This is a genomic window from Winogradskyella flava (assembly GCF_014243395.1).
Classification (GTDB): Bacteria; Bacteroidota; Bacteroidia; order Flavobacteriales; family Flavobacteriaceae; genus Winogradskyella; species Winogradskyella flava.
This window is the reverse complement of the sequence record NZ_JACLCP010000002.1, coordinates 361424-379476: the sequence shown is the minus strand read 5'-3', so window position 1 is coordinate 379476 and position 18053 is coordinate 361424. Positions and strand designations below refer to the sequence as shown.

General features: G+C 32.4%; 23 protein-coding genes. All 23 read right to left on the bottom strand.

The features are described 5' to 3' along the window. Positions 1 to 71: 71 nt before the first annotated feature. Positions 72 to 638: a hypothetical protein gene (locus H7F21_RS08800; protein WP_185788899.1), complete on the bottom strand. Its 567-nt coding sequence runs from the start codon at positions 636 to 638 to the stop codon at positions 72 to 74. A gap of 67 nt (positions 639 to 705) precedes the next feature. Then, the gene (locus H7F21_RS08795; protein ID WP_185788898.1) at positions 706 to 2391 is read right to left on the bottom strand and encodes a DNA cytosine methyltransferase; all 1686 of its coding nucleotides are present in this window, start codon (positions 2389 to 2391) and stop codon (positions 706 to 708) included. A gap of 133 nt (positions 2392 to 2524) precedes the next feature. After that, positions 2525 to 2908, bottom strand: coding sequence for a VOC family protein (locus tag H7F21_RS08790; protein WP_185788897.1), 384 nt, complete (start codon positions 2906 to 2908; stop codon positions 2525 to 2527). 70 nt (positions 2909 to 2978) lie between these two features. After that, positions 2979 to 3641: an O-methyltransferase gene (locus H7F21_RS08785; RefSeq protein ID WP_185788896.1), complete on the bottom strand. Its 663-nt coding sequence runs from the start codon at positions 3639 to 3641 to the stop codon at positions 2979 to 2981. Positions 3642 to 3758: 117 nt separating this feature from the next. After that, on the bottom strand, positions 3759 to 4166 hold the full coding sequence (locus tag H7F21_RS08780) for a YybH family protein (RefSeq protein ID WP_185788895.1): 408 nt from the start codon (positions 4164 to 4166) through the stop codon (positions 3759 to 3761). Positions 4167 to 4352: 186 nt separating this feature from the next. Beyond that, positions 4353 to 5114 (bottom strand): hypothetical protein, encoded by a 762-nt coding sequence (locus H7F21_RS08775; protein WP_185788894.1) that lies wholly within the window; start codon positions 5112 to 5114, stop codon positions 4353 to 4355. Then, positions 5101 to 5802: a hypothetical protein gene (locus H7F21_RS08770; protein WP_185788893.1), complete on the bottom strand. Its 702-nt coding sequence runs from the start codon at positions 5800 to 5802 to the stop codon at positions 5101 to 5103. Before H7F21_RS08770 ends, H7F21_RS08775 begins: the two co-directional genes overlap by 14 nt. A gap of 151 nt (positions 5803 to 5953) precedes the next feature. Beyond that, positions 5954 to 6613, bottom strand: coding sequence for an HAD family hydrolase (locus H7F21_RS08765; RefSeq protein WP_185788892.1), 660 nt, complete (start codon positions 6611 to 6613; stop codon positions 5954 to 5956). 286 nt (positions 6614 to 6899) lie between these two features. Next, on the bottom strand, positions 6900 to 7574 hold the full coding sequence (locus H7F21_RS08760) for a ZIP family metal transporter (RefSeq protein WP_185788891.1): 675 nt from the start codon (positions 7572 to 7574) through the stop codon (positions 6900 to 6902). A gap of 46 nt (positions 7575 to 7620) precedes the next feature. Beyond that, entirely contained in the window at positions 7621 to 8004 is a 384-nt protein-coding gene (locus H7F21_RS08755; protein ID WP_185788890.1) for a nuclear transport factor 2 family protein, read from the bottom strand. 79 nt (positions 8005 to 8083) lie between these two features. Further along, a complete protein-coding gene (locus H7F21_RS08750; RefSeq protein WP_185788889.1) occupies positions 8084 to 9163 on the bottom strand; it encodes a zinc-dependent alcohol dehydrogenase in 1080 nt (359 codons plus the stop codon). 194 nt (positions 9164 to 9357) lie between these two features. Beyond that, positions 9358 to 9954, bottom strand: coding sequence for a Crp/Fnr family transcriptional regulator (locus tag H7F21_RS08745; RefSeq protein ID WP_185788888.1), 597 nt, complete (start codon positions 9952 to 9954; stop codon positions 9358 to 9360). 88 nt (positions 9955 to 10042) lie between these two features. Then, a complete protein-coding gene (locus H7F21_RS08740) occupies positions 10043 to 10468 on the bottom strand; it encodes a VOC family protein (protein WP_185788887.1) in 426 nt (141 codons plus the stop codon). A 177-nt stretch (positions 10469 to 10645) separates the two neighbouring features. Then, positions 10646 to 11134 (bottom strand): SgcJ/EcaC family oxidoreductase, encoded by a 489-nt coding sequence (locus H7F21_RS08735; protein ID WP_185788886.1) that lies wholly within the window; start codon positions 11132 to 11134, stop codon positions 10646 to 10648. 136 nt (positions 11135 to 11270) lie between these two features. Continuing rightward, the gene (locus H7F21_RS08730; protein WP_185788885.1) at positions 11271 to 11774 is read right to left on the bottom strand and encodes a TlpA family protein disulfide reductase; all 504 of its coding nucleotides are present in this window, start codon (positions 11772 to 11774) and stop codon (positions 11271 to 11273) included. Between the two features lie 233 nt (positions 11775 to 12007). Beyond that, positions 12008 to 12466 (bottom strand): hypothetical protein, encoded by a 459-nt coding sequence (locus H7F21_RS08725; protein ID WP_185788884.1) that lies wholly within the window; start codon positions 12464 to 12466, stop codon positions 12008 to 12010. A gap of 150 nt (positions 12467 to 12616) precedes the next feature. Further along, the gene (locus H7F21_RS08720; RefSeq protein ID WP_185788883.1) at positions 12617 to 13090 is read right to left on the bottom strand and encodes a GNAT family N-acetyltransferase; all 474 of its coding nucleotides are present in this window, start codon (positions 13088 to 13090) and stop codon (positions 12617 to 12619) included. A 117-nt stretch (positions 13091 to 13207) separates the two neighbouring features. Continuing rightward, positions 13208 to 13897, bottom strand: coding sequence for a DUF6090 family protein (locus H7F21_RS17295; protein ID WP_221892459.1), 690 nt, complete (start codon positions 13895 to 13897; stop codon positions 13208 to 13210). Between the two features lie 331 nt (positions 13898 to 14228). Beyond that, positions 14229 to 14807 (bottom strand): hypothetical protein, encoded by a 579-nt coding sequence (locus tag H7F21_RS08710; protein ID WP_185788882.1) that lies wholly within the window; start codon positions 14805 to 14807, stop codon positions 14229 to 14231. Between the two features lie 176 nt (positions 14808 to 14983). Then, positions 14984 to 15616, bottom strand: coding sequence for a hypothetical protein (locus H7F21_RS08705; protein ID WP_185788881.1), 633 nt, complete (start codon positions 15614 to 15616; stop codon positions 14984 to 14986). Between the two features lie 218 nt (positions 15617 to 15834). Further along, positions 15835 to 16620 (bottom strand): hypothetical protein, encoded by a 786-nt coding sequence (locus H7F21_RS08700; protein ID WP_185788880.1) that lies wholly within the window; start codon positions 16618 to 16620, stop codon positions 15835 to 15837. 76 nt (positions 16621 to 16696) lie between these two features. Further along, a complete protein-coding gene (locus H7F21_RS08695; protein WP_185788879.1) occupies positions 16697 to 17293 on the bottom strand; it encodes a hypothetical protein in 597 nt (198 codons plus the stop codon). A gap of 154 nt (positions 17294 to 17447) precedes the next feature. Then, positions 17448 to 17966, bottom strand: coding sequence for a RidA family protein (locus H7F21_RS08690; protein ID WP_185788878.1), 519 nt, complete (start codon positions 17964 to 17966; stop codon positions 17448 to 17450). Positions 17967 to 18053: the final 87 nt, after the last annotated feature.

The window sequence follows — 18053 nt, the reverse complement described above, 5'->3', positions numbered from 1 at the left end:
CAGTGCGGATATGCAGATGTAAATATTATTTTTGTGACCTGTTCGTCATGGTGACGTAAGCGTTTAATTATTTAAATTAATTGTTCAATTGGCTTTAAAACCGATGTGGGCACTGGACAACCAGAAAAAGGGTATGTACCACCATCAGGTCTTGCTTTACCAGGTGGATAATTATTTATGATGTGACTCGTTTCTAAATAACCTATTGGAAACCAAAAATCCAGATGCTCCCTAGCAAACAGACTAAATATAACGATATCATATTTTTTTAATAAGTCGAATTGACCTTCATTAATAAGTCGCCTTCCATATAATTCGTCATCTAGAATTTCTTTCCTTAAAATTTTTCTTGCGTATGCCGTCGGTACAGTTTCAGTTTTAACATCGATTTTTTTTCCTTTAATGACGACATCGAAATCATCAATGGTATGGTAAGTATCTCTTATATTCTGTTTCCAGTCAATTCCTAAAAGTTGACAGCAAGCAAACTCTCCAATAAATCCAAGCTCATCTCTTTCCTCATAAGATAAATGCTTTACCTCAAAATGATGTTTAATGAAAGCATCTCTTTTCTTAGACTCGATCTTTGCGTATTCACGCATCTCATCACTGATATCTATTCGAGGTATTTTTTTCATCTTTAAGCAAATCAAAAAAAAGAAACCAGTATGTATATACTCAATTCGTTTTTTATAACCTATAGCTTCAGTACGACTTTAGCAATACATCAGCTTTAGTAACTTTTAGACTAGGCTTTCTGTCAAGTATAATGTCGTATGTTTTTGTTAAATCCATATGAATTTCTTCAAGATTTACAATGTGGATTTTAGAATTGTCAGGTATTTTTATTAGTGATAACAGGGCTTTAAAGATTTGCATTGACTCTTCATTATTATCGTATATATCTAGAACAACTTCATCCTTTTCTTCATATTTGTTAAATAACATTGGGATGAAGCTACCTATGTTAACTGATGGTTCTAGAATCCTAATCTTCTTTTTCTTTTTAAGTTCTGGCAACTCATTAATTACAGAATACACAACATCCTTTGTGGTGAGCTGTTTTAGGGTGTCTTGCATTTCTGAGTATGCATATTCGGTAATCAATAATACATTGTATAGTTCATAATTCTTAATATTCGCTTCAACAAAGTCGATAATACTTTGTGTTTCATTGAGCTTAAATTCTTCCTTAGTTGTTTCTAGATCAGCGCTTGTTAAACACTCCTCATTGATAGCTCTTTTGATATTCTTAGCTATACTTTTAAATACGCCTGTAGGAACAGCTTCGCCCAAACAATGACGAATATTCAATTCTTCTTTTTTCAAAAATGCTTTTTTCTCTGAATCAGAAAGTTGATTAAGCTTTTCCGTTTTAATGTTAGACCACTCGAAAGATTCGGGAATAGACAGCATTCGCATTAATTCTCTTATGGAGAATACCCTATTATCTGATGGGTGAACGGTATTTTGACTTGATAGAATATCGTTTCTAGTATGTACGCAAGGACCTTCCTTATCCCAATACCAACGTGCATATTTATCACCGTTCTTGCTTTTATTGTAGATAATTTCTCCATTAACAATTCTATGGGGAATTCTACTAGAGTCCTTATTTTCGAAAGCAGATTGTCCTTCTTCCAATGTTTCGATCCATGGTAGCATTCTTTGATCAAACTCACGATAAGCATGAAATATGTCCTTAGAGATTTCTCCCATTTTGGTCAAGGGTTGTAAATCTCCGATAAGTTGACGCAAAGTCTTTGGTTTGCTCTTTTCTGGGAAAATATCGTAGGGCGAACAATGTTTAATATCTTTTCTTACGCCAATGACCAAGGATCTTGTTCTGCTAGAATTAGAACCGTAGTTTTTAAAGTTTACAATTTTAGATAGAATATTATAGTCGCCTCCAAGGTTAACACTTATAGCTTCTTTAATGGGTTTGTCAATACCATCTATATCCGTACAGATCGTATTCAAAAATGCTCTTACATTTTCAAATACAAAATATTTTGGACGTATTTGATTGGTTAACTTAATAGATTCTACAACCAATGAGTTTCTAGACTTCTCGTTATTTTTTTTGTGGTTGGCTACAGACATGCCTTGGCAAGGTGGCGTTGCAATTAAAACGTCTGGAGATAGGATCTTATATGTTTCTTTCCATAGTTCTAACTCATCCAAGAGTTGTTGCTTAACCTCCCTTTTTGTAATATCTCCGCTTATGTAACCACTATCAAACTTACATTTACTATTAAATCTTTGTATTTTAAGTCGCTTTGCTAGGATTTCATTAGTTGCTATGCACTCAAAACCATTTTTTTTAAAGCCGTAGCATCCAATGCCTGCGCTACTAAAAAGACTTATATAGGTCAATGGTTTTTTTGTCATAGCGCTTTGATTGCAAATATTTTGTTTAATTGGTTTTTTGAAGATACTTCTTGCCGAAAGATAATAAATTACACACAAATTCTAATGGGTAATTAACCAAGAATTGGGACAATACATTCAGGCCTAAATGCTATTAAACGGCGTTATTGATCTCTATCCAATAACCATTTGGATCTTGAAAATAAATCTGTTTGATACCATCTTTTCTGATGTAGTCCTTGTTTGGCGTGTTAAGCCAGTCCGAATATTCAATTTTTAAATCCACCAGTCTTTTTATAAACGAATTTAAGTCCGAAGTGGCCAAAGCAAAATGCACGGCTTTATCTGTTTTTATTTCAGAATTTGGACGAGGAATCAAATGAAGCTGTATGTCGCCGCTTAAAGCTAACCATCGCGTTTTTGAGTTTGAAGCAGTATTCTCAATGTCTTTGAGAAGAAACACGTTCTGATAAAATTCAACAGATTTGTCGACATCTTTTACGGAAAGCGCTATATGGTTAAATGAAAAAGTAAGCATGTATTAAGATTTAAGTTGAGATAAAATTGATTTTAAAAAAGTATTGAAAGACATTGCACGATATAGGCCTTTATTTTACGAGTGATATAGCAATGCCATCATAATCTTTTATTCCAACCTGTTGTAAAACAGAAGAGACAACCTTGTTATTTTTGGCAAGCATTTGATTGTAAGCTCTCACACCAACAACTTTTTCATCAGTACTATTTTGATCCAGCACTTTTCCCTCTCGAATGACATTATCTGCTATGATTAAAGAACCCTTTCGTGCATTTTTCAAGGCCCAATCAAAATAGGCTACGTAATTTGGTTTGTCTGCATCCATAAAAAATAGATCTACAGATTTTCCTTTCAAGTCTATTTGGTTCAGGACATCCAAAGCGCGACCAGTTTTTACTTCTACCGTATTTGTAAGCCCAGCTTTTTCAATATTCCGTTTAGCCACTTCTGCAAAATCCTTGTCGATTTCGATCGATATGACTTTTCCTTGTCCATTTATCGCTCTACCTAACCAAATACTACTATAGCCTCCTAAAGTTCCAATCTCTATAATGTTTTTAGCATTACACATTTTAGCAAGCAAATACAAAAATTGACCTTGATTAGATGAAACGGAATGTTCTGGCATTCCATTTTCGACTATTGAGGATTCGGTGTCTTTGAGGATATCATCCTCTAAAGAGAAGATTTCACTTAAGTAATGATCTACTTTTTCAAAAATTGTTTCTTTCATTGGTAATGTTGGTCTTCGATATAAGCAGTGCGAGTGTTATAAAATGGATATAGTTTAAAGATCGATAAATTTTAGTGCATCTAGAGGCATGAACTATACATGTTGGTTGAAAAACTGCTAATCGTAAACAAATTTCCAAGATCCATCTTGTTGTCTTTTCCAGACAGTGTGAAAAATGCCTTTATTTTCTTTCTTAGTTCCTAAAGAATCTTGATAAGTAAAAGTATAATCTCCATAAGTATATGCCATATCACCATACTTGCTAACATCGACAAAAGTGGGTGACCAGGAAAGCGACTCATTAGGTCTAACGTCCTTTTTGTACCACTCACCAATTGCTTTTTTTCCTTTAATTATTTTCTTACCTCTTCTAATGGCGCCATTTTCTGCAGCATAATGTTCAAATGCTTTAGTCAATCCATCTTTTTGAGCCATATCATTAAAAGCTTTTTCGACTGCTATGATTTCAGATTTCCATTGTTCCATTTCAGAAGTCTTTTCAGATGTATGACATCTAAAAAACATAAAACAGGATATTAGTAAAAGAAATCTCATCATCTAGGGTTTAATCGCAAATTACAGTCATTGTATTTGTGCATAATTTTATTGTGAGACCTAAGATAGCAAATAAAGAGAAACCCATAGTTAGGCGGCAAGGAAATTCCGATTAGGAGTTTCAGAGTAATGAATTATGCGCGGTGTCGTAGGTAGTTATTCTTCTGTTTCCGTTTTATGTTTTGAATCGATTAACTCAATTAATTTTGTCAGAGACGATTTAATTTTGTCCGATTCACTCTTTTTAAACATCAATTCCGCTTTCTTTTTCATTCCGCTATAATTTGCGTCTGGATAAAGTTCAATTAGTTGGGTAAAGTACTTATCTATTCCGTCAGCAAGTTTAGTTTTTCCTTTATCGGAAAACGCCTTTTCTTCCTTTATCTCATCCAAATAAATAACATAATTGTCAATTAAAGTTCTTATGTTCGAATTAATAACATTCTTAACTCTTGCAGAATTTGGGTCGTCTGCACTTTCTAATATTTCCTCATTTCCTAATTTAAAATAGTCAAGTTGCAAACTCAAACCATATTGCCAAACAGCCAACATTTCTATGTCATAGACATACATATCCTTTCGGTCAGTTGCTTGGTAAATTTGATGCATATCTTTCCAACGCTCAAAGAATTCTGTTGCAACTGCATTCCGATGTTTTATGCCTAATTCATTGTCTTTAAGCACTATTTTAAAATTGTGCTCGTCAGTTAATTTTTCAACGATTATTCTTTGTTCTGGATTATCAAAAGTTGGTTTCTTTTCATCGTCTTCATAACCAAATCTTAAATTAAGGATTACATCTTTATAGTCTTTTGTATCCCAATATCTTTTATCTAATGGGTATTCATTTTTCTCTGTTTTGCAATTAGTAAATGTTATGAGAACTAATGCTATAAGAATATATTTAGTCTTTGTCATTAATTATTATTTTTGGATTTTCGTATTGATTTAGCGAAGTTAATAAACTATCAACTTCTTTCTCGTATCTTTTTTGTTCACTTAATACATAACTGTGAAAAGTATTGTAATCATATTCTTTTTGAAAAGCTCTTTCTTTTGCCTTTACATCTTTTATTATTCCCTCGATTTTGTTTTTATCTAAAACCTCTAAATCAGATATTTCTTGTTTTGCTTTACGAGCAAACAATTCTGTGATTTTGATGTGATACTTTTCGTGAGTTAAGAGTTCTGTACTATTCGTGTTTTTTTTATAAACGAAAGAGCGTGAAGGATAGAATAAAGATTGTATAGTTACAGAATTATCATCAATTTCACTATCTATTGATGTTACGACATATGCAAATCGTTCATTTCCATACAGTGATTTTTTAAAAAATTCCAAACCTCGGAAGTTCTGAAATGTGATTTGGTCGTACTTATCAAAAGTCATAGGTTTTTGGTAATTCAAGTAGTTTGTATGACTTAAAATTCCAAACACAACTCCAGTAAAAATTAGAATTAAAAAACTATATTTTGTAAAACGCAATAACCTTTTGAGCAGTTTTTTGTTCTCTTCTTTTCGTTCTTTTAATAATAAGTATAATTGATAAAATACTGGCGAAAAATAAAGCAGTACAATCAGTATAATTATTAAATAGTCATTCATTCGTAAAGATTGGTTTTAATTACCTTCAACATGTTTGTGTATGGTTGGTTGCGCGGTTTAGCGACTAAGTTAACAAACAAATCACAGATAGAAAATTCTAGCGGACACAAGTGCAAGCAATTGTCGTAAGTAAGCGATTACTAGCAATGCATTATAAAGAGTGCTGTATGCAGGCTTTCTGTTTCAGAATTGTTTTGAGTTCATCAAAGCCCGTTATGCAATAATGAGCATATTCAGATTTTTCTTGTCCGAATTTCGAAACTTGTACTGTATTTAAATTGAGTTCAAATCCTGCTTTTAGTTCGGAATTGGGGTTGTCTCCAATTACATAAATTAAATTGGGATTAATATTCTTTTTTAAAAGGATATTTTTAAAAATGCCTTGCTTATGAATTCTTTTTGGGTCAAGTAGGTCATCAATATAAATTTCGGCAAAATCTTTTTCTATTCCTAAATCACGAATTTTGGCATTTTGTAGTTTAAGAAATCCAGTTGTTACTAATATTTTCTCTTGTCGTAAATTTTGAACAATTCCAAAATCTTCGAAGGTTTTAATATTTAGTTGATATTCATATTGATTTACTAGGCGTGCAAATTCTGAATTCAGTGTATTGTCGAATAAATATTTTTGAGCTACAAAATCAAATGGAAACTTCCATAATTCAGAAACGATATTTTCGGTCATTTCCTTTCCATAGCTATTTATCAATAAACGCTCAAACTGGTCAAAAATCGGTTTGACCGACGTTTTACTAATTGATTTTGTCTCAAAAAGAGTATCGTCTAAATCGAAAATTAATAATTGATTCATTTAATTTGAGTCGGCTCTTCAGCTTACGTTCAAGATATTCTAGTATGGAGTTGCGTTGGCTAGAACTAAGATAGCAAAATGGGATGAGTCTGGGGAAAATTCGGAGAATTTTACGAATAGCAAGCGATACTCTTACAATTAATTATACATGGTGTTGAGGCAAGTTTATATTAAGCAATATTTTTCAAGAAATGTTTCTAAGGTCCCTCTTAAGCTCAATTATGATTTGATTTAATTCTTTTTGCCATTGGTATCACAATTGACGTGATTATTGTGATCAGAACTTTTAGATCAAATTAGCAATGAATACACCAAAACATATCACCACCAGCTTGGATAAATTAAACGTATGGCCTTCACTAGTTTCAAATAGAATAGTAGTAGCAATATGTAAAAATATACCGATGACTATAGCATTAATATAATTTATATATTCAGTAGCCAGGACCATATTATTAGATATAAATGAGCCCAATGGTGTCATTATCATAAACACCACCAAGAATGCAGCGATCTGTAGCTTACTAGAACTAGACTGTAATAAAAAGGTGGTTATTAATGTGGCTATAGGGATTTTATGAATTAGTATACCGTACACCATATCATTGTAATGATGAATAGGAAACCCTTCTAAAAAACTATGGATACATAAACTTATAAATAATACCCAGGGAAATTTTTTATCTTCTTTATGTGTTTGCACGTGACCGTGTTCTGCGCCTTGCGATAAGAACTCTAGAATAATTTGTAATAATATTCCACACATTATAAAGAAACCAGTTTGTTTAGCTTCTAAATGATGATACACTTCTGGCAATAAATCAAAAAGTGTTAATGCTAATAGAAATGCACCACTAAATGATAATAAAAGTTTAGTGCCTATCGATTTTTGATTTTTGGTTACAAAAGCAATGATAATACCAATAACTATGGCAAAAACAGGAAGCAAATACGTATTCATAATGATATCTGTAAAAAATTACACCTGGGTTTTTTCTTATTTTTTTCTATTCTTTGTTACTCTTTGTTCTTGTAGAATAGGTTTTACTGACAATTTTCCACTTCCCATCAATTTTTAATAGATGCATAAAATCAATATAAGAAAAGGTGTCATATTCTAGCTCTAATTGAGCATTGGCTGCATCTCCTGCGATACTTATAGCTACAATACTGGTTTTTGTTTTTACAGGATCATTTGCATTGACATACTCGCTTAATGCTTCAATAGCACTTACTTCCTCATATTTTTTGTCTATCCATTTCATGGTTGCATTGCGATGGAATGCTTTTTCAAAAGATGCAGCATTGTGCGAAGTCATTCCATCGAAGTAGTGATTGATCGTTTTTTCAATCAATTGTAGATCTTTATTTTGTGCTTGTACTTGGGTCATAATGATTGTGTTTAAGATGAACACGAAAAATATTTTTTTCATGATAAATGAGTTATTTTAAATTTTTGATTCAAAAATGCTAAGGACGTAATGCTACTTTAAGCGTTCCTGATGTACGATCACGCATTAAATCATAACCTTTTTCCGCCTCTGATAATGGTAAAATATCAGTAAAAATCTTACTAGGGTCGATGACACCTCTTTCTACAATAGGAAGTAATTTTTTCATGTAAGCTGCTACATTTACCACACCCGTATGAATCGTTATATTTCTAAACAAAGCTGAAGAATATGGTTGCTCTACTGGCTCATAAAGATGACCAAACCCTAGAACACTTATTGATGCTCCAGCCTGAGTCATTTCCATACCTTGCGTAATGGCCGTTTTATTACCGACAGAATCGATAATGGAATTAGCGCCTCGACCTTCTGTAAGGGACTTGACGAATTCTACAGGATCCTCATTTTTTGAGTTCACGACGTGGGTAGCTCCAATAGTTTTTGCTAGTTCTAATCGGCTATCATGACGTCCTACCAAAATAATAGTAGAGGGTCCGAATAATGTAGCTGCCATTACTGCGCTAAGTCCTACTGCACCGTCACCAATAACGACTACGGTTTCTCCTGTTTTAATATTTGCATTTAATGCACCGTGATAACCTGTAGCAAAGTTATCTCCTAGTGGAAGAACTTTAGTATCATACTCATCTCCAGTCAAGCCTTCAGGAAGTTTAAACAATGAAGAGTTACCATAAGGAACACGTATAAATTCAGCCTGACCTCCTTGGATATCATCTCCTCCATGCTGCGCAAAGAGTGGTGTTCCAAATAAACCTCCATGATCACACGCCGAAGGTAAATCTCGTTTACAATAATAACAATCGCCATCCACAAACATGGCGGACGCTATAACACGATCTCCTACGTTCAAAGTATGTATTCCTTTACCAACTTGATCTACGATACCCACGAACTCATGACCGATTCGCATTCCCTCATATAAACCCATTTCTGGTCCATTTTGGGTGAATTCTAAATCTGCGCCGCAAACACCTGCAAGGGTAATACGCACGATAACATCATCATCTTTTAATATTTGTGGTTTTGGTATATCTACGACCTCGATTTTGGCTCGTTTCTTATATACTACTGCTTTCATAATAAATTATTTACTTTTCATTTTTAAAAGAATACAGCTTGGTTTTACAGAACTAATGTTAAATAAAACTTAAGCTAGTATTTGTCAATTATTGACAAGACAAAATTGCCTCATAATTAAAAAAGTAAATATGATATGTATTAAGAAAAAGGCTTGACCTACATCAAGCAATAAAATTGATTTATATCAATTTTTTAAGATTTCGAACGGATTCTGCTTATTGATTCTGGAGAAATACCTAGATAAGATGCTAATACGTACTGCGGAACTCTGTTTGCTATTTGGGGATATTTATTAACGTACTCCCAATAGCGCTCTTCTGAGGTTTTGCTAATATTAGAAATGGTTCTTTTATAAGAATGAGCCATGGATCTTTCTGTAAATAATCTAAAATACTGACTTAAAGCATGTATTCTACTACAAAGCTCTTCAACATCCTCGTATTTCATTTGTAGGATCAGGGAATCCTCAAGTGCTTCAGCATAATATTCTGCAGGAGTTCTATTTAAATAACTATAAAAATCCGTAAAAAACCAATCTTCTATTGCAATAATTATAGTGTGTTCCTTTCCCGAGTCATCCAAATAGAAAACTCTAACTGCGCCTTCTACAATATAATTTCGATATTCAGACACAAACCCTGGTTGAACAATAAATTGTCTTTTCTTTACTCTATTGGTTTTTAGTATGGAAATGAACTCTTCTATTTCATTATCAGATAATTCAACATATCTGGCAATGTGATCCAATATTCCCTTGTATATACTCAACGATTTATCTTGTTTTGCCATCACTAATACTATTTAACAATTAGATGATTTTTTCTTTTTTAATTGCAACAAACTTGTTCCATATCTCCTCATAGACAGAAGATTTACGCTAATTTTCTGATGCTAAAGTTATTTTCCAATTAATTCCAAACTGATCAATACACTGACCATAGTACGAACCCCAGAATGTTAAACCTGCGGGTACTTTTATTTGTCCGTTTTCAGATAGCTTTTCGAACATTCGGTCAACCTCTTCTTTGCTATCGGCATGAATGATAAGGGAAAAGGATTTGTATTTTATCATTTCTTTATAGGCCAATGAATTGTCTGAGCCATTTAGCATGGTTTCATTGCTTATAGGTAAGGTGGCGTGCATAATTTTTTCATCAGATTCTTGAAAAAGAGTTTTGTCAGACGTAGGTACGTCACCATATTTACTTATATGGCTTATCTTTTTCCGAAAGACTGATTCGTAAAAATTAAACGCTTCTTCACAATTTCCGTCAAAGTAGATGTATGGATTTATGGTAATCATAGAATCAATTGTTGAGTCTTTATTCTATTCTGCCTGCCGCTAAAGGTGTGGCTATGATTTCATTTTTGAATTGTCTGCAAGGGCCATTCCTTGACAATCAAGTAATGATTGAAAGGTAGGGATTTTCCGTTTAAAATTCCAGCACAATGAATTATACATGGTGTTGGCGAGTCGTGTTTATTTTTTTTCCTGTGCTTGACTAATCATATGGTCAGTTATTTTCCAATTATTATTTATTTTTTTATAAACCCGTAAGTGGTGTATGTATCGATCTTTCATAAAAGTACCATCACTCCATTTCTGACCTGTTCTTATATTGGTTGAGCGCAATAATGCAATGTCATCAGTTAGAAATTGTACATCATCATTTTGATAATTGTCAGTACCTTCCATAACGAAGTTCATTGCAAAAATTTCTTTAAGTAATGCTCTTAATTCTGACTTTGATTTAATTCTATCGCCAAAGGCATTGGTCCAATCAATATCTTCAGAATAGTCCGAAATCGCTAATTCAACATTTTTTTTATCCCATCCTTCATTCCAGTTATCAATCGTCCGAATTATTCTTTCCGATTCTATACTTTTATCTATTTTCACTCCTTCTTTATTCGAATTACACCCAAGTGCAAATCCGATACATAATACTATCAAAATTTGTTTTTTCATATCAAAGGGTTTTAATGCTGGTCAGTGTTTGTGTATGGTTTCGTTGCGTGAAATCAGTTGTGATTTCTGCGTAAGGAATCAGTACGAATTAAAAATAGTAAATATTCTTTGGCAATATTTTCAACTGAATATTTCATTAATCATTGATTTCTAAAGCTCCTTCAATAGATTTGGACACAACTTTTCCAATACCTGAAAATCCACCAGTAAAACTAAAGTAGATTTTTCCTTTTCTATCAATAACAATATTGGTCGGATAGCCGTTGATTTGAAATACATTGCAAGTTTCCTTAGCGTTGGTAACAATAGGATACGCAAAATTATATTTCTTTAAACTTCTCTTTACTTTTTTTTGATCGTCATAAGTAACAGAGGCAAATACAACATCAGAGTTCTCTTTGTACTTTTCATAAATTTCATTCAATGCTGGTATTTCTTCTAAACAAGGCGCACAGCCTACAAACCAAAAGTTCAATACAACTACTTTACCAATAGTATTCTCAGTAGAAATAATATTTCCATTAATATCTGTAAACTCAAATTCTGGCGCATTTGTTTCATGTAAATCTTGCGCATTGACCATTGAATGAGAAATTATTGTAGATAAAACCACAAAAAGAATAAGAATATTTTTTTTCATAACGTTATGTTTAGTCCCCATTGAACAAATAGTCTTACTGTTTTTCTTATTTGTTTCAACGTGTTTGTGTAAAGTTCGTTGCGTAAATCCTTAGGATTCGTGAATACATTAGTTTAAAACTAGTCATTCCATGAATAAAATCAGCTATGATTTCCGCCGTAACCGAAAGATAGCAAAAAGGCTTGAAATTCCGATTAGGAATTCAGCCGCAATGAGCTATACACTTTGTTGAACTACGTTTTTATTTCTTTTTTAAATTCTGTAAAAACTTCATCATATTCGAGTGTCTCAATTAATTTTTCAAGAACTAATTCCGCCGTTTTTAAATCACGAATGGCCAAATAAAAGTCAAAGTCCTCTCTACCAATAATAACAAACAATTTTGTAGAATCATTAATTTGATAGTCGAAGTCAGGATTATCTGCAGGAATAAGATTATCAATTTTCAAAAGTCCAAATCCTTTAAAAATCTCTATGATTTTCTGGGTCTCACTTGAGTTGATTGAATATGTGTTTTTATCTTTTCCATTCGTTTCTAGAACAATATTCCGCTGAGTTTTTGTCGAAAAGAATGAAAATAAAAGGCTGTCTTTTCGCTTAGACAATAATTCGTAACTCTTGTCAGAATATGAATTTTGTGAAAAAGCTGTCAGACCTAAAAATCCAATCAATAAAATCAATAATATTCTCATTTTCTCAAATGTAATACAACGGTTTTGAGTATGGTTGGTTGCGTGGTTTAGCGACTAAGTTAACAAACAAATCACAGATAGGAAATTCCAGCGGACACAAGCATAGCCAACTGTGCGAAGCAATTTTCAGAAGTAGGCGAGAACAGGCAATTACTTATAATCATTGTTGTGTGTTGTTTTTATTTCAAAATTAAAGTGGTCAACCTTTTCTCCTTTTCCAAATGTAGATTTGTAAAACTTAATTGCTTGTTCATCTTCCGAGTGTGCTTCAACGAAAATTGTTTCAATTCCATTATTACTTGAATAATTTTTTAGATGGTCAATTAATTCTTTTCCTACTCCTTGGTTTTGAAGCTCTACTTTAACCGCTATGTCATAAATATATAGTTCACTTTTGTCAGTATAATATTTTTCTAGTTGATATGCAGTCAGTCCTCCAATAATTTTATTTTCATGAATTGCTGCAATTGCATAAAAATCTGGTTTATTTAATAGTTTCTTCAATTGTCTTTTTGAAGCTACTTTATTAGATTCCTCGAAAACCTCATTCAGTAGTTCTATAAGTTCTATGAATCTCTCAATATCATTTTCTTGAATCCTTGAGATTTTGAAATTGTTTTTCATGATAGTATTCAATCAAAAATAGAAAATTCTAGCGGACACGCGCGTAGCGAACTGGCGATGCAATTTTCGTAAGTAGGCGAGTACTAGCAATGAATTATTCACGGTGTTGTGCTTTCGTTATTTTTTTATTTCCATTTCAATTAGTTCAAGAATACGATTCATGGTTTTTTTTAGTTCGTACTCTTCTTTTAATCCATCATTTCGAACTTCGTCAAAATATATGACAAGCAATCTGAAATTTGGATTATCATAAAATCGCTTTGGTTCAAAATTCAGAATTTCATTATTATTAATAATATGTGCGTCTACAAATATCTCTTTTATTAAGTTATCTCTTCTTTTTTCTATTTTCATTGTATCTTCAAAGGCATCTGTAATAATATCTTCAAGAGATGCTAAAGTATATTTAAGTTCCTTATTCGAAAGATTATTGATTTGACCTGAAGAAATAATTGATTTTAAAATTCCTTTATTTGGGTCAAAAGTCCAGTTCTGATTTAATCTTCGCCATTTTTTTAAGAATGTACTATCCGGCATTTCATTAAAAGCGACTCTATTTTTAAAAAGACTCTTAAACTCTTGCGCTACTGCATAAGATTTTTCATGTTCATTAATTGCAATTGAAAGTTCATCAATGTTATTTTTTATTTCTATTCGAAGGTCTTTAAGAAGATTCTGTTCTTCAGATTTAAGTTTTCTGTTCGTATTCCAATTGTTTATTGAAAGTGCAATTAAAATTCCAATAATGACAAGAACTATTTCTCCAATAGCATACTTCAAATACTTTCCAGTTTTGTTTTTCTCCATAAGGTCGAATCTGATTTTTCTAAAAAACTTTATCATAAATCTAATTTAAGCATTTAGATTGTCCGCAAGCGGCTATCTCAACCAAATGTCCACAGGACATTCGATTTTGCTTTGCAGAATTGTGTTTCAATAATCTAAAGAATTTTATCATATTCTATTTCCCGAGAAAGCGGGAATCTTATTGGTTTCTGATAATGAAGCACAATGTCCTCGCATATGGCACGTGCCGTTCATCGGTTGAGTGACATACACGAAATTTATCTAGTTTAAAGATAGATAAATTTTTGGTGTCTAAAGAGGCATGTGCTATATGCGTTGTTGCCAACAGGCTTTATTTTATTATATCAGTCAGATAAACGATTCCGAAAATCCAACCAACATAGAGTAGAGTATATGTCAGCGAGTAAACTGCTGAAATTCCAATATCTCCTTTCGTACCTTTTGATTTATTAAAAACAAACTTTAATGCTCTAAAGAAAATCCAATACAACATTGCTAAAATTATAAATAGTGAAAACCAAAATACAGCTTCCAAGACGAGTAATAACACAATTATTAAAATTGTCATTCCAATCCATAGTAGTATTGATAAAATTAGTCCACCAATTCCGTCTCCAACTTCAATTGAAGGCGTGTCGAAAGTCGGTGAAGCATTTCCCATTATGTCGCCTCTTTTAAAATTCCGAAATTTTGGAAAGTTGTCAATCAGTCCAATTCCAGTATAAAGTCCATAAGTCATAAAAAGGAATAGGGCTGTTGCAATTATTCCGAGTGACAAATAGAGATTGGAAGTCAGACTTCGGTTGTAATTTATTCCAGTTAGATAAACTGTCAGAATTGTAATTCCGATTACGATTAATGAAACTATGAAAACGGATTTCCCTTTTAAATAGTTCTGTTTAATTTTCAATTTAGAGGTTTTTTAGTCGGCTTGTTGGCAAGGTGTTTGTTCATGATTTCGTTGCTTGTTTCGGCAACTAATTTAGCAAATACAAACCGAATAGACATGAACGTAGTGAACTGTGAGTATCAATTTTCAGAAGTAGGCGAGAACAAGCAATTACTTATAGCCATTGTTGTGTGCAGTTATTTATTGATTTTAATATATTCCTTTGAATCCTCAATTGCTTTTTTGTAATCTTTTATTAGCGATTCCAGTTGCTCAACATTAGGTAATTCATTAGACTGATAATTATGTATCATAGGTTCAGTAATGAATAATTTCAATAGAATAAGTTTATCTTTTAAAGTCGATTTAAGTGCCTCAATTGAATCAATTCTGCTTTCATGATTTGTAACTCTTTTTTCATAGCTCGATTCTAACTTTTCAATTATATCAAGCATTTCAACTTTCCAAAGGCTATCATTTAAGTTATTAGCATAACTTTTTGCCGAAGTCCAATATCTTTTATTGACACTTCTATATTTTAAATAGTCTTTTGTTTTGTCTGATAAACTGTCTGAAGAGATTTCTTCGATACGGTCATTTAATTCTTCCAGGTTTTGATTTTTACTAAGTGCTTCTTTGTAAAGGTTGTCAATGATATTCCCATCATATCGATATGAACTTAAAACTCTACTTTCTGTTCCTACAAGAACTTCAGGTGTTTTGTTTAATTCATCTATTGTTGATTGTTTTTTGTCCTGTTTAGAGCACCCAACAAGTAAAATTGAAATAAGTACTATAATCTGAATGAATTTCATATTGAGTTTTTTCATAATTGAGCACAACGGTTGGGCTATGGTTTCGTTGCGAATTTCAGCTGGATCTTTTATCTTCAGATGAGCCTTTTAAGGCGAAAATTCGCAGTGGGGAAAAAGTGATTAGCTGAGCTAGTTCGATTTTTCTAAAGAAACTAAGATAATGAAATGTCGGAAATAATCTTTCTATTAATCGATTCAGCGCAATTAACTATACACGTTGTTACCTGCTCGCTTTAATTCAGTTTATTCAATTCATTCTCAATTTTGATATTCAACATATTCAGTTGAGTATCATATTTGCCTGTATCTTCAGAAATTGCTTTTTTGATTAATAAAAATGCTTCAAGTCTCAATTCCGAATATGTTAATAAAGTTTTATTTTGGTCTAATAAATCAGATGGTAAACCATCTATGTTCTCTAATTCATTAATTAGTTGGATATTCCTTTCCCATTTTGGAATCACTTTATTATCTAATTCCGATAACAAGGTTGAGTTACTTTTAAAATTAATATTGTCATAAAAAGTCAATGATTCACTTTCGTTTTTTGAGAATTCAGCAATTTTCGTGTCATAAATTTTGTAAGCAGGATTATTAGATTCTATGTATACATATCCAAATATCCCAATACCGATTATTATAAGTGATATCAGTCCTATTGCAGCAGCTTTCCAGCCAGAGAAGAATGAATTGCCATTTTCTTTATGCGCTTTTAATACGTCTCCTTGTGTCCATTCAACAATTCCCCATATAATTCCAGTATATATTAGTGGAATTAATTGCCTTGGAATTTTATCAATTATTCTTTCAGGTAGCATAACCATTCCACCAAAAAGAACTATTGTTGTAGCAATCCCAATTATTAATGATTTTCTACCATCATCTGGTTTATCTAATGCTTTGAAATTTTCACTAATCATATATCCAGCCGCTAAAGGCCCACCCAAAAAAGTTGCTCCACCGATTGCTTTTGATGAATAAAGTTTGATGTTTTCGTTTGTGTTTTCTATTTCTTTCATTTTTATTCAGCTTGCAAGTAACGGTCCTTGTATGGTGTCGTAGTATCCGGAAGGGTGCTATGCACTATAAATATTGTTATGGATTTATTATTATTCTATTCTTTTTATTGTCAATTTCTCCAGTATTGTTTTCCCAGCCTTTTTCACTAAATCCGTTTACAAACAATTTTCCTATTTCTCCTTTGTATAAATACGAAAGTTGAAATAGAACTTTTAAATCCTTTGTTCCTACTGTTGATGCTATATCAGCTTCGAAATACAAGTTATTCGTTCTTACTCCATGGTATACTATTCTTCTAAGTTCGTAATCAGTAGTAATTTTAGAGTGTTCAGTACTGTCTGCAAATATTTTATGCTTTATTATAGTCTGCCCTAATGAATCTATATTTATTCTCTTATTGAAAATAGTGTCAGTTTTTTTAGTCAAGAGAATATAGGATTCATATTTGCTATTAATAGAATCCACAGAAGGGGTAATTCGCATTAAATACTTTTCGTTATACATTGACAAATCATGTTCATAGATTGCAAATTCTCCATTTACTTCTGGCTTTACTAAGGCAGTCAAGGAGTCTTTCTCCAGTTTTTCGTCTGTTTTATTATTTGAGGTATTGTTTTGACCGCAATCAGTACAAACTACTATCAGTAAATATAGAATCTTAATTTTCTTCATTTTTAATACTCCATAACTGTTTTGTATAACCGTCAGTTACGGGTTTAAAGTTATTGTTTTTCGGTTTAGCATATACTTTAGCAATTCCGAGTGGATTCGAACGTAGTCGAATCCGCCGTAATTCAGGTCATACATTGTTGTGTGTTCGTACTTTTTATTCCGATTTATGTACTTCCAGTTCGATTTCAACCATAAATTCTGGCAATGCTAATCCTTTTACTTCAAGCCAAGAACCAGTTGGAAATCCGTTTTTATAAATTTCAGCTCGATATGCCGATTTTTCCAGCATTTGTGCCATATCAGTTGTAAAAATGTCTTCTTTTATAACATCGTCAAACGTGCAACCATAATGTTTTAATATTTTTTCCAAGTCAGCATAACAGTTTTTCATTTGCTGTTCTATATCGCCAACAGCAGCTGGATTTCCTGCATCGTCCATACTTACAGCTCCTGAAATTTTAATGCTATTTCCAATTTTCACAGCGTGGGAATACCCGTAAGCTTTTTCAACTTCAGGTCGTAACAGAAAGTATTCAGGTTTTTCGGATTCAACTTTTGCTTCTTTTTCAATCTCCTTGGTTTCTTTTCTTTGTTTTTGGTCACAACTTTGAATTCCAAAAGTTAATACAAAAAGTGTTGCAAATAAAGTCAGTCGGTTGGTTGAATTTTTCATAATTCTGCTTATTTAGTATTTGTTTTATTCCGTTTTCGCGTTTTCTATAATGCTGTTGTTCCTTTTTCGTATGACGCACAACTTGTT

Excerpts from the sequence above, each read along its gene's own strand:
- H7F21_RS08800 (WP_185788899.1), bottom strand. The coding sequence starts at position 638 with ATGAAAAAAATACCTCGAATAGATATCAGTGATGAGATGCGTGAATAC.
- H7F21_RS08795 (WP_185788898.1), bottom strand. The coding sequence starts at position 2,391 with ATGACAAAAAAACCATTGACCTATATAAGTCTTTTTAGTAGCGCAGGC.
- H7F21_RS08790 (WP_185788897.1), bottom strand. The coding sequence starts at position 2,908 with ATGCTTACTTTTTCATTTAACCATATAGCGCTTTCCGTAAAAGATGTC.
- H7F21_RS08785 (WP_185788896.1), bottom strand. The coding sequence starts at position 3,641 with ATGAAAGAAACAATTTTTGAAAAAGTAGATCATTACTTAAGTGAAATC.
- H7F21_RS08780 (WP_185788895.1), bottom strand. The coding sequence starts at position 4,166 with ATGTTTTTTAGATGTCATACATCTGAAAAGACTTCTGAAATGGAACAA.
- H7F21_RS08775 (WP_185788894.1), bottom strand. The coding sequence starts at position 5,114 with ATGACAAAGACTAAATATATTCTTATAGCATTAGTTCTCATAACATTT.
- H7F21_RS08770 (WP_185788893.1), bottom strand. The coding sequence starts at position 5,802 with ATGAATGACTATTTAATAATTATACTGATTGTACTGCTTTATTTTTCG.
- H7F21_RS08765 (WP_185788892.1), bottom strand. The coding sequence starts at position 6,613 with ATGAATCAATTATTAATTTTCGATTTAGACGATACTCTTTTTGAGACA.
- H7F21_RS08760 (WP_185788891.1), bottom strand. The coding sequence starts at position 7,574 with ATGAATACGTATTTGCTTCCTGTTTTTGCCATAGTTATTGGTATTATC.
- H7F21_RS08755 (WP_185788890.1), bottom strand. The coding sequence starts at position 8,004 with ATGACCCAAGTACAAGCACAAAATAAAGATCTACAATTGATTGAAAAA.
- H7F21_RS08750 (WP_185788889.1), bottom strand. The coding sequence starts at position 9,163 with ATGAAAGCAGTAGTATATAAGAAACGAGCCAAAATCGAGGTCGTAGAT.
- H7F21_RS08745 (WP_185788888.1), bottom strand. The coding sequence starts at position 9,954 with ATGGCAAAACAAGATAAATCGTTGAGTATATACAAGGGAATATTGGAT.
- H7F21_RS08740 (WP_185788887.1), bottom strand. The coding sequence starts at position 10,468 with ATGATTACCATAAATCCATACATCTACTTTGACGGAAATTGTGAAGAA.
- H7F21_RS08735 (WP_185788886.1), bottom strand. The coding sequence starts at position 11,134 with ATGAAAAAACAAATTTTGATAGTATTATGTATCGGATTTGCACTTGGG.
- H7F21_RS08730 (WP_185788885.1), bottom strand. The coding sequence starts at position 11,774 with ATGAAAAAAAATATTCTTATTCTTTTTGTGGTTTTATCTACAATAATT.
- H7F21_RS08725 (WP_185788884.1), bottom strand. The coding sequence starts at position 12,466 with ATGAGAATATTATTGATTTTATTGATTGGATTTTTAGGTCTGACAGCT.
- H7F21_RS08720 (WP_185788883.1), bottom strand. The coding sequence starts at position 13,090 with ATGAAAAACAATTTCAAAATCTCAAGGATTCAAGAAAATGATATTGAG.
- H7F21_RS17295 (WP_221892459.1), bottom strand. The coding sequence starts at position 13,897 with ATGGAGAAAAACAAAACTGGAAAGTATTTGAAGTATGCTATTGGAGAA.
- H7F21_RS08705 (WP_185788881.1), bottom strand. The coding sequence starts at position 15,616 with ATGAAAAAACTCAATATGAAATTCATTCAGATTATAGTACTTATTTCA.
- H7F21_RS08700 (WP_185788880.1), bottom strand. The coding sequence starts at position 16,620 with ATGAAAGAAATAGAAAACACAAACGAAAACATCAAACTTTATTCATCA.
- H7F21_RS08695 (WP_185788879.1), bottom strand. The coding sequence starts at position 17,293 with ATGAAGAAAATTAAGATTCTATATTTACTGATAGTAGTTTGTACTGAT.
- H7F21_RS08690 (WP_185788878.1), bottom strand. The coding sequence starts at position 17,966 with ATGAAAAATTCAACCAACCGACTGACTTTATTTGCAACACTTTTTGTA.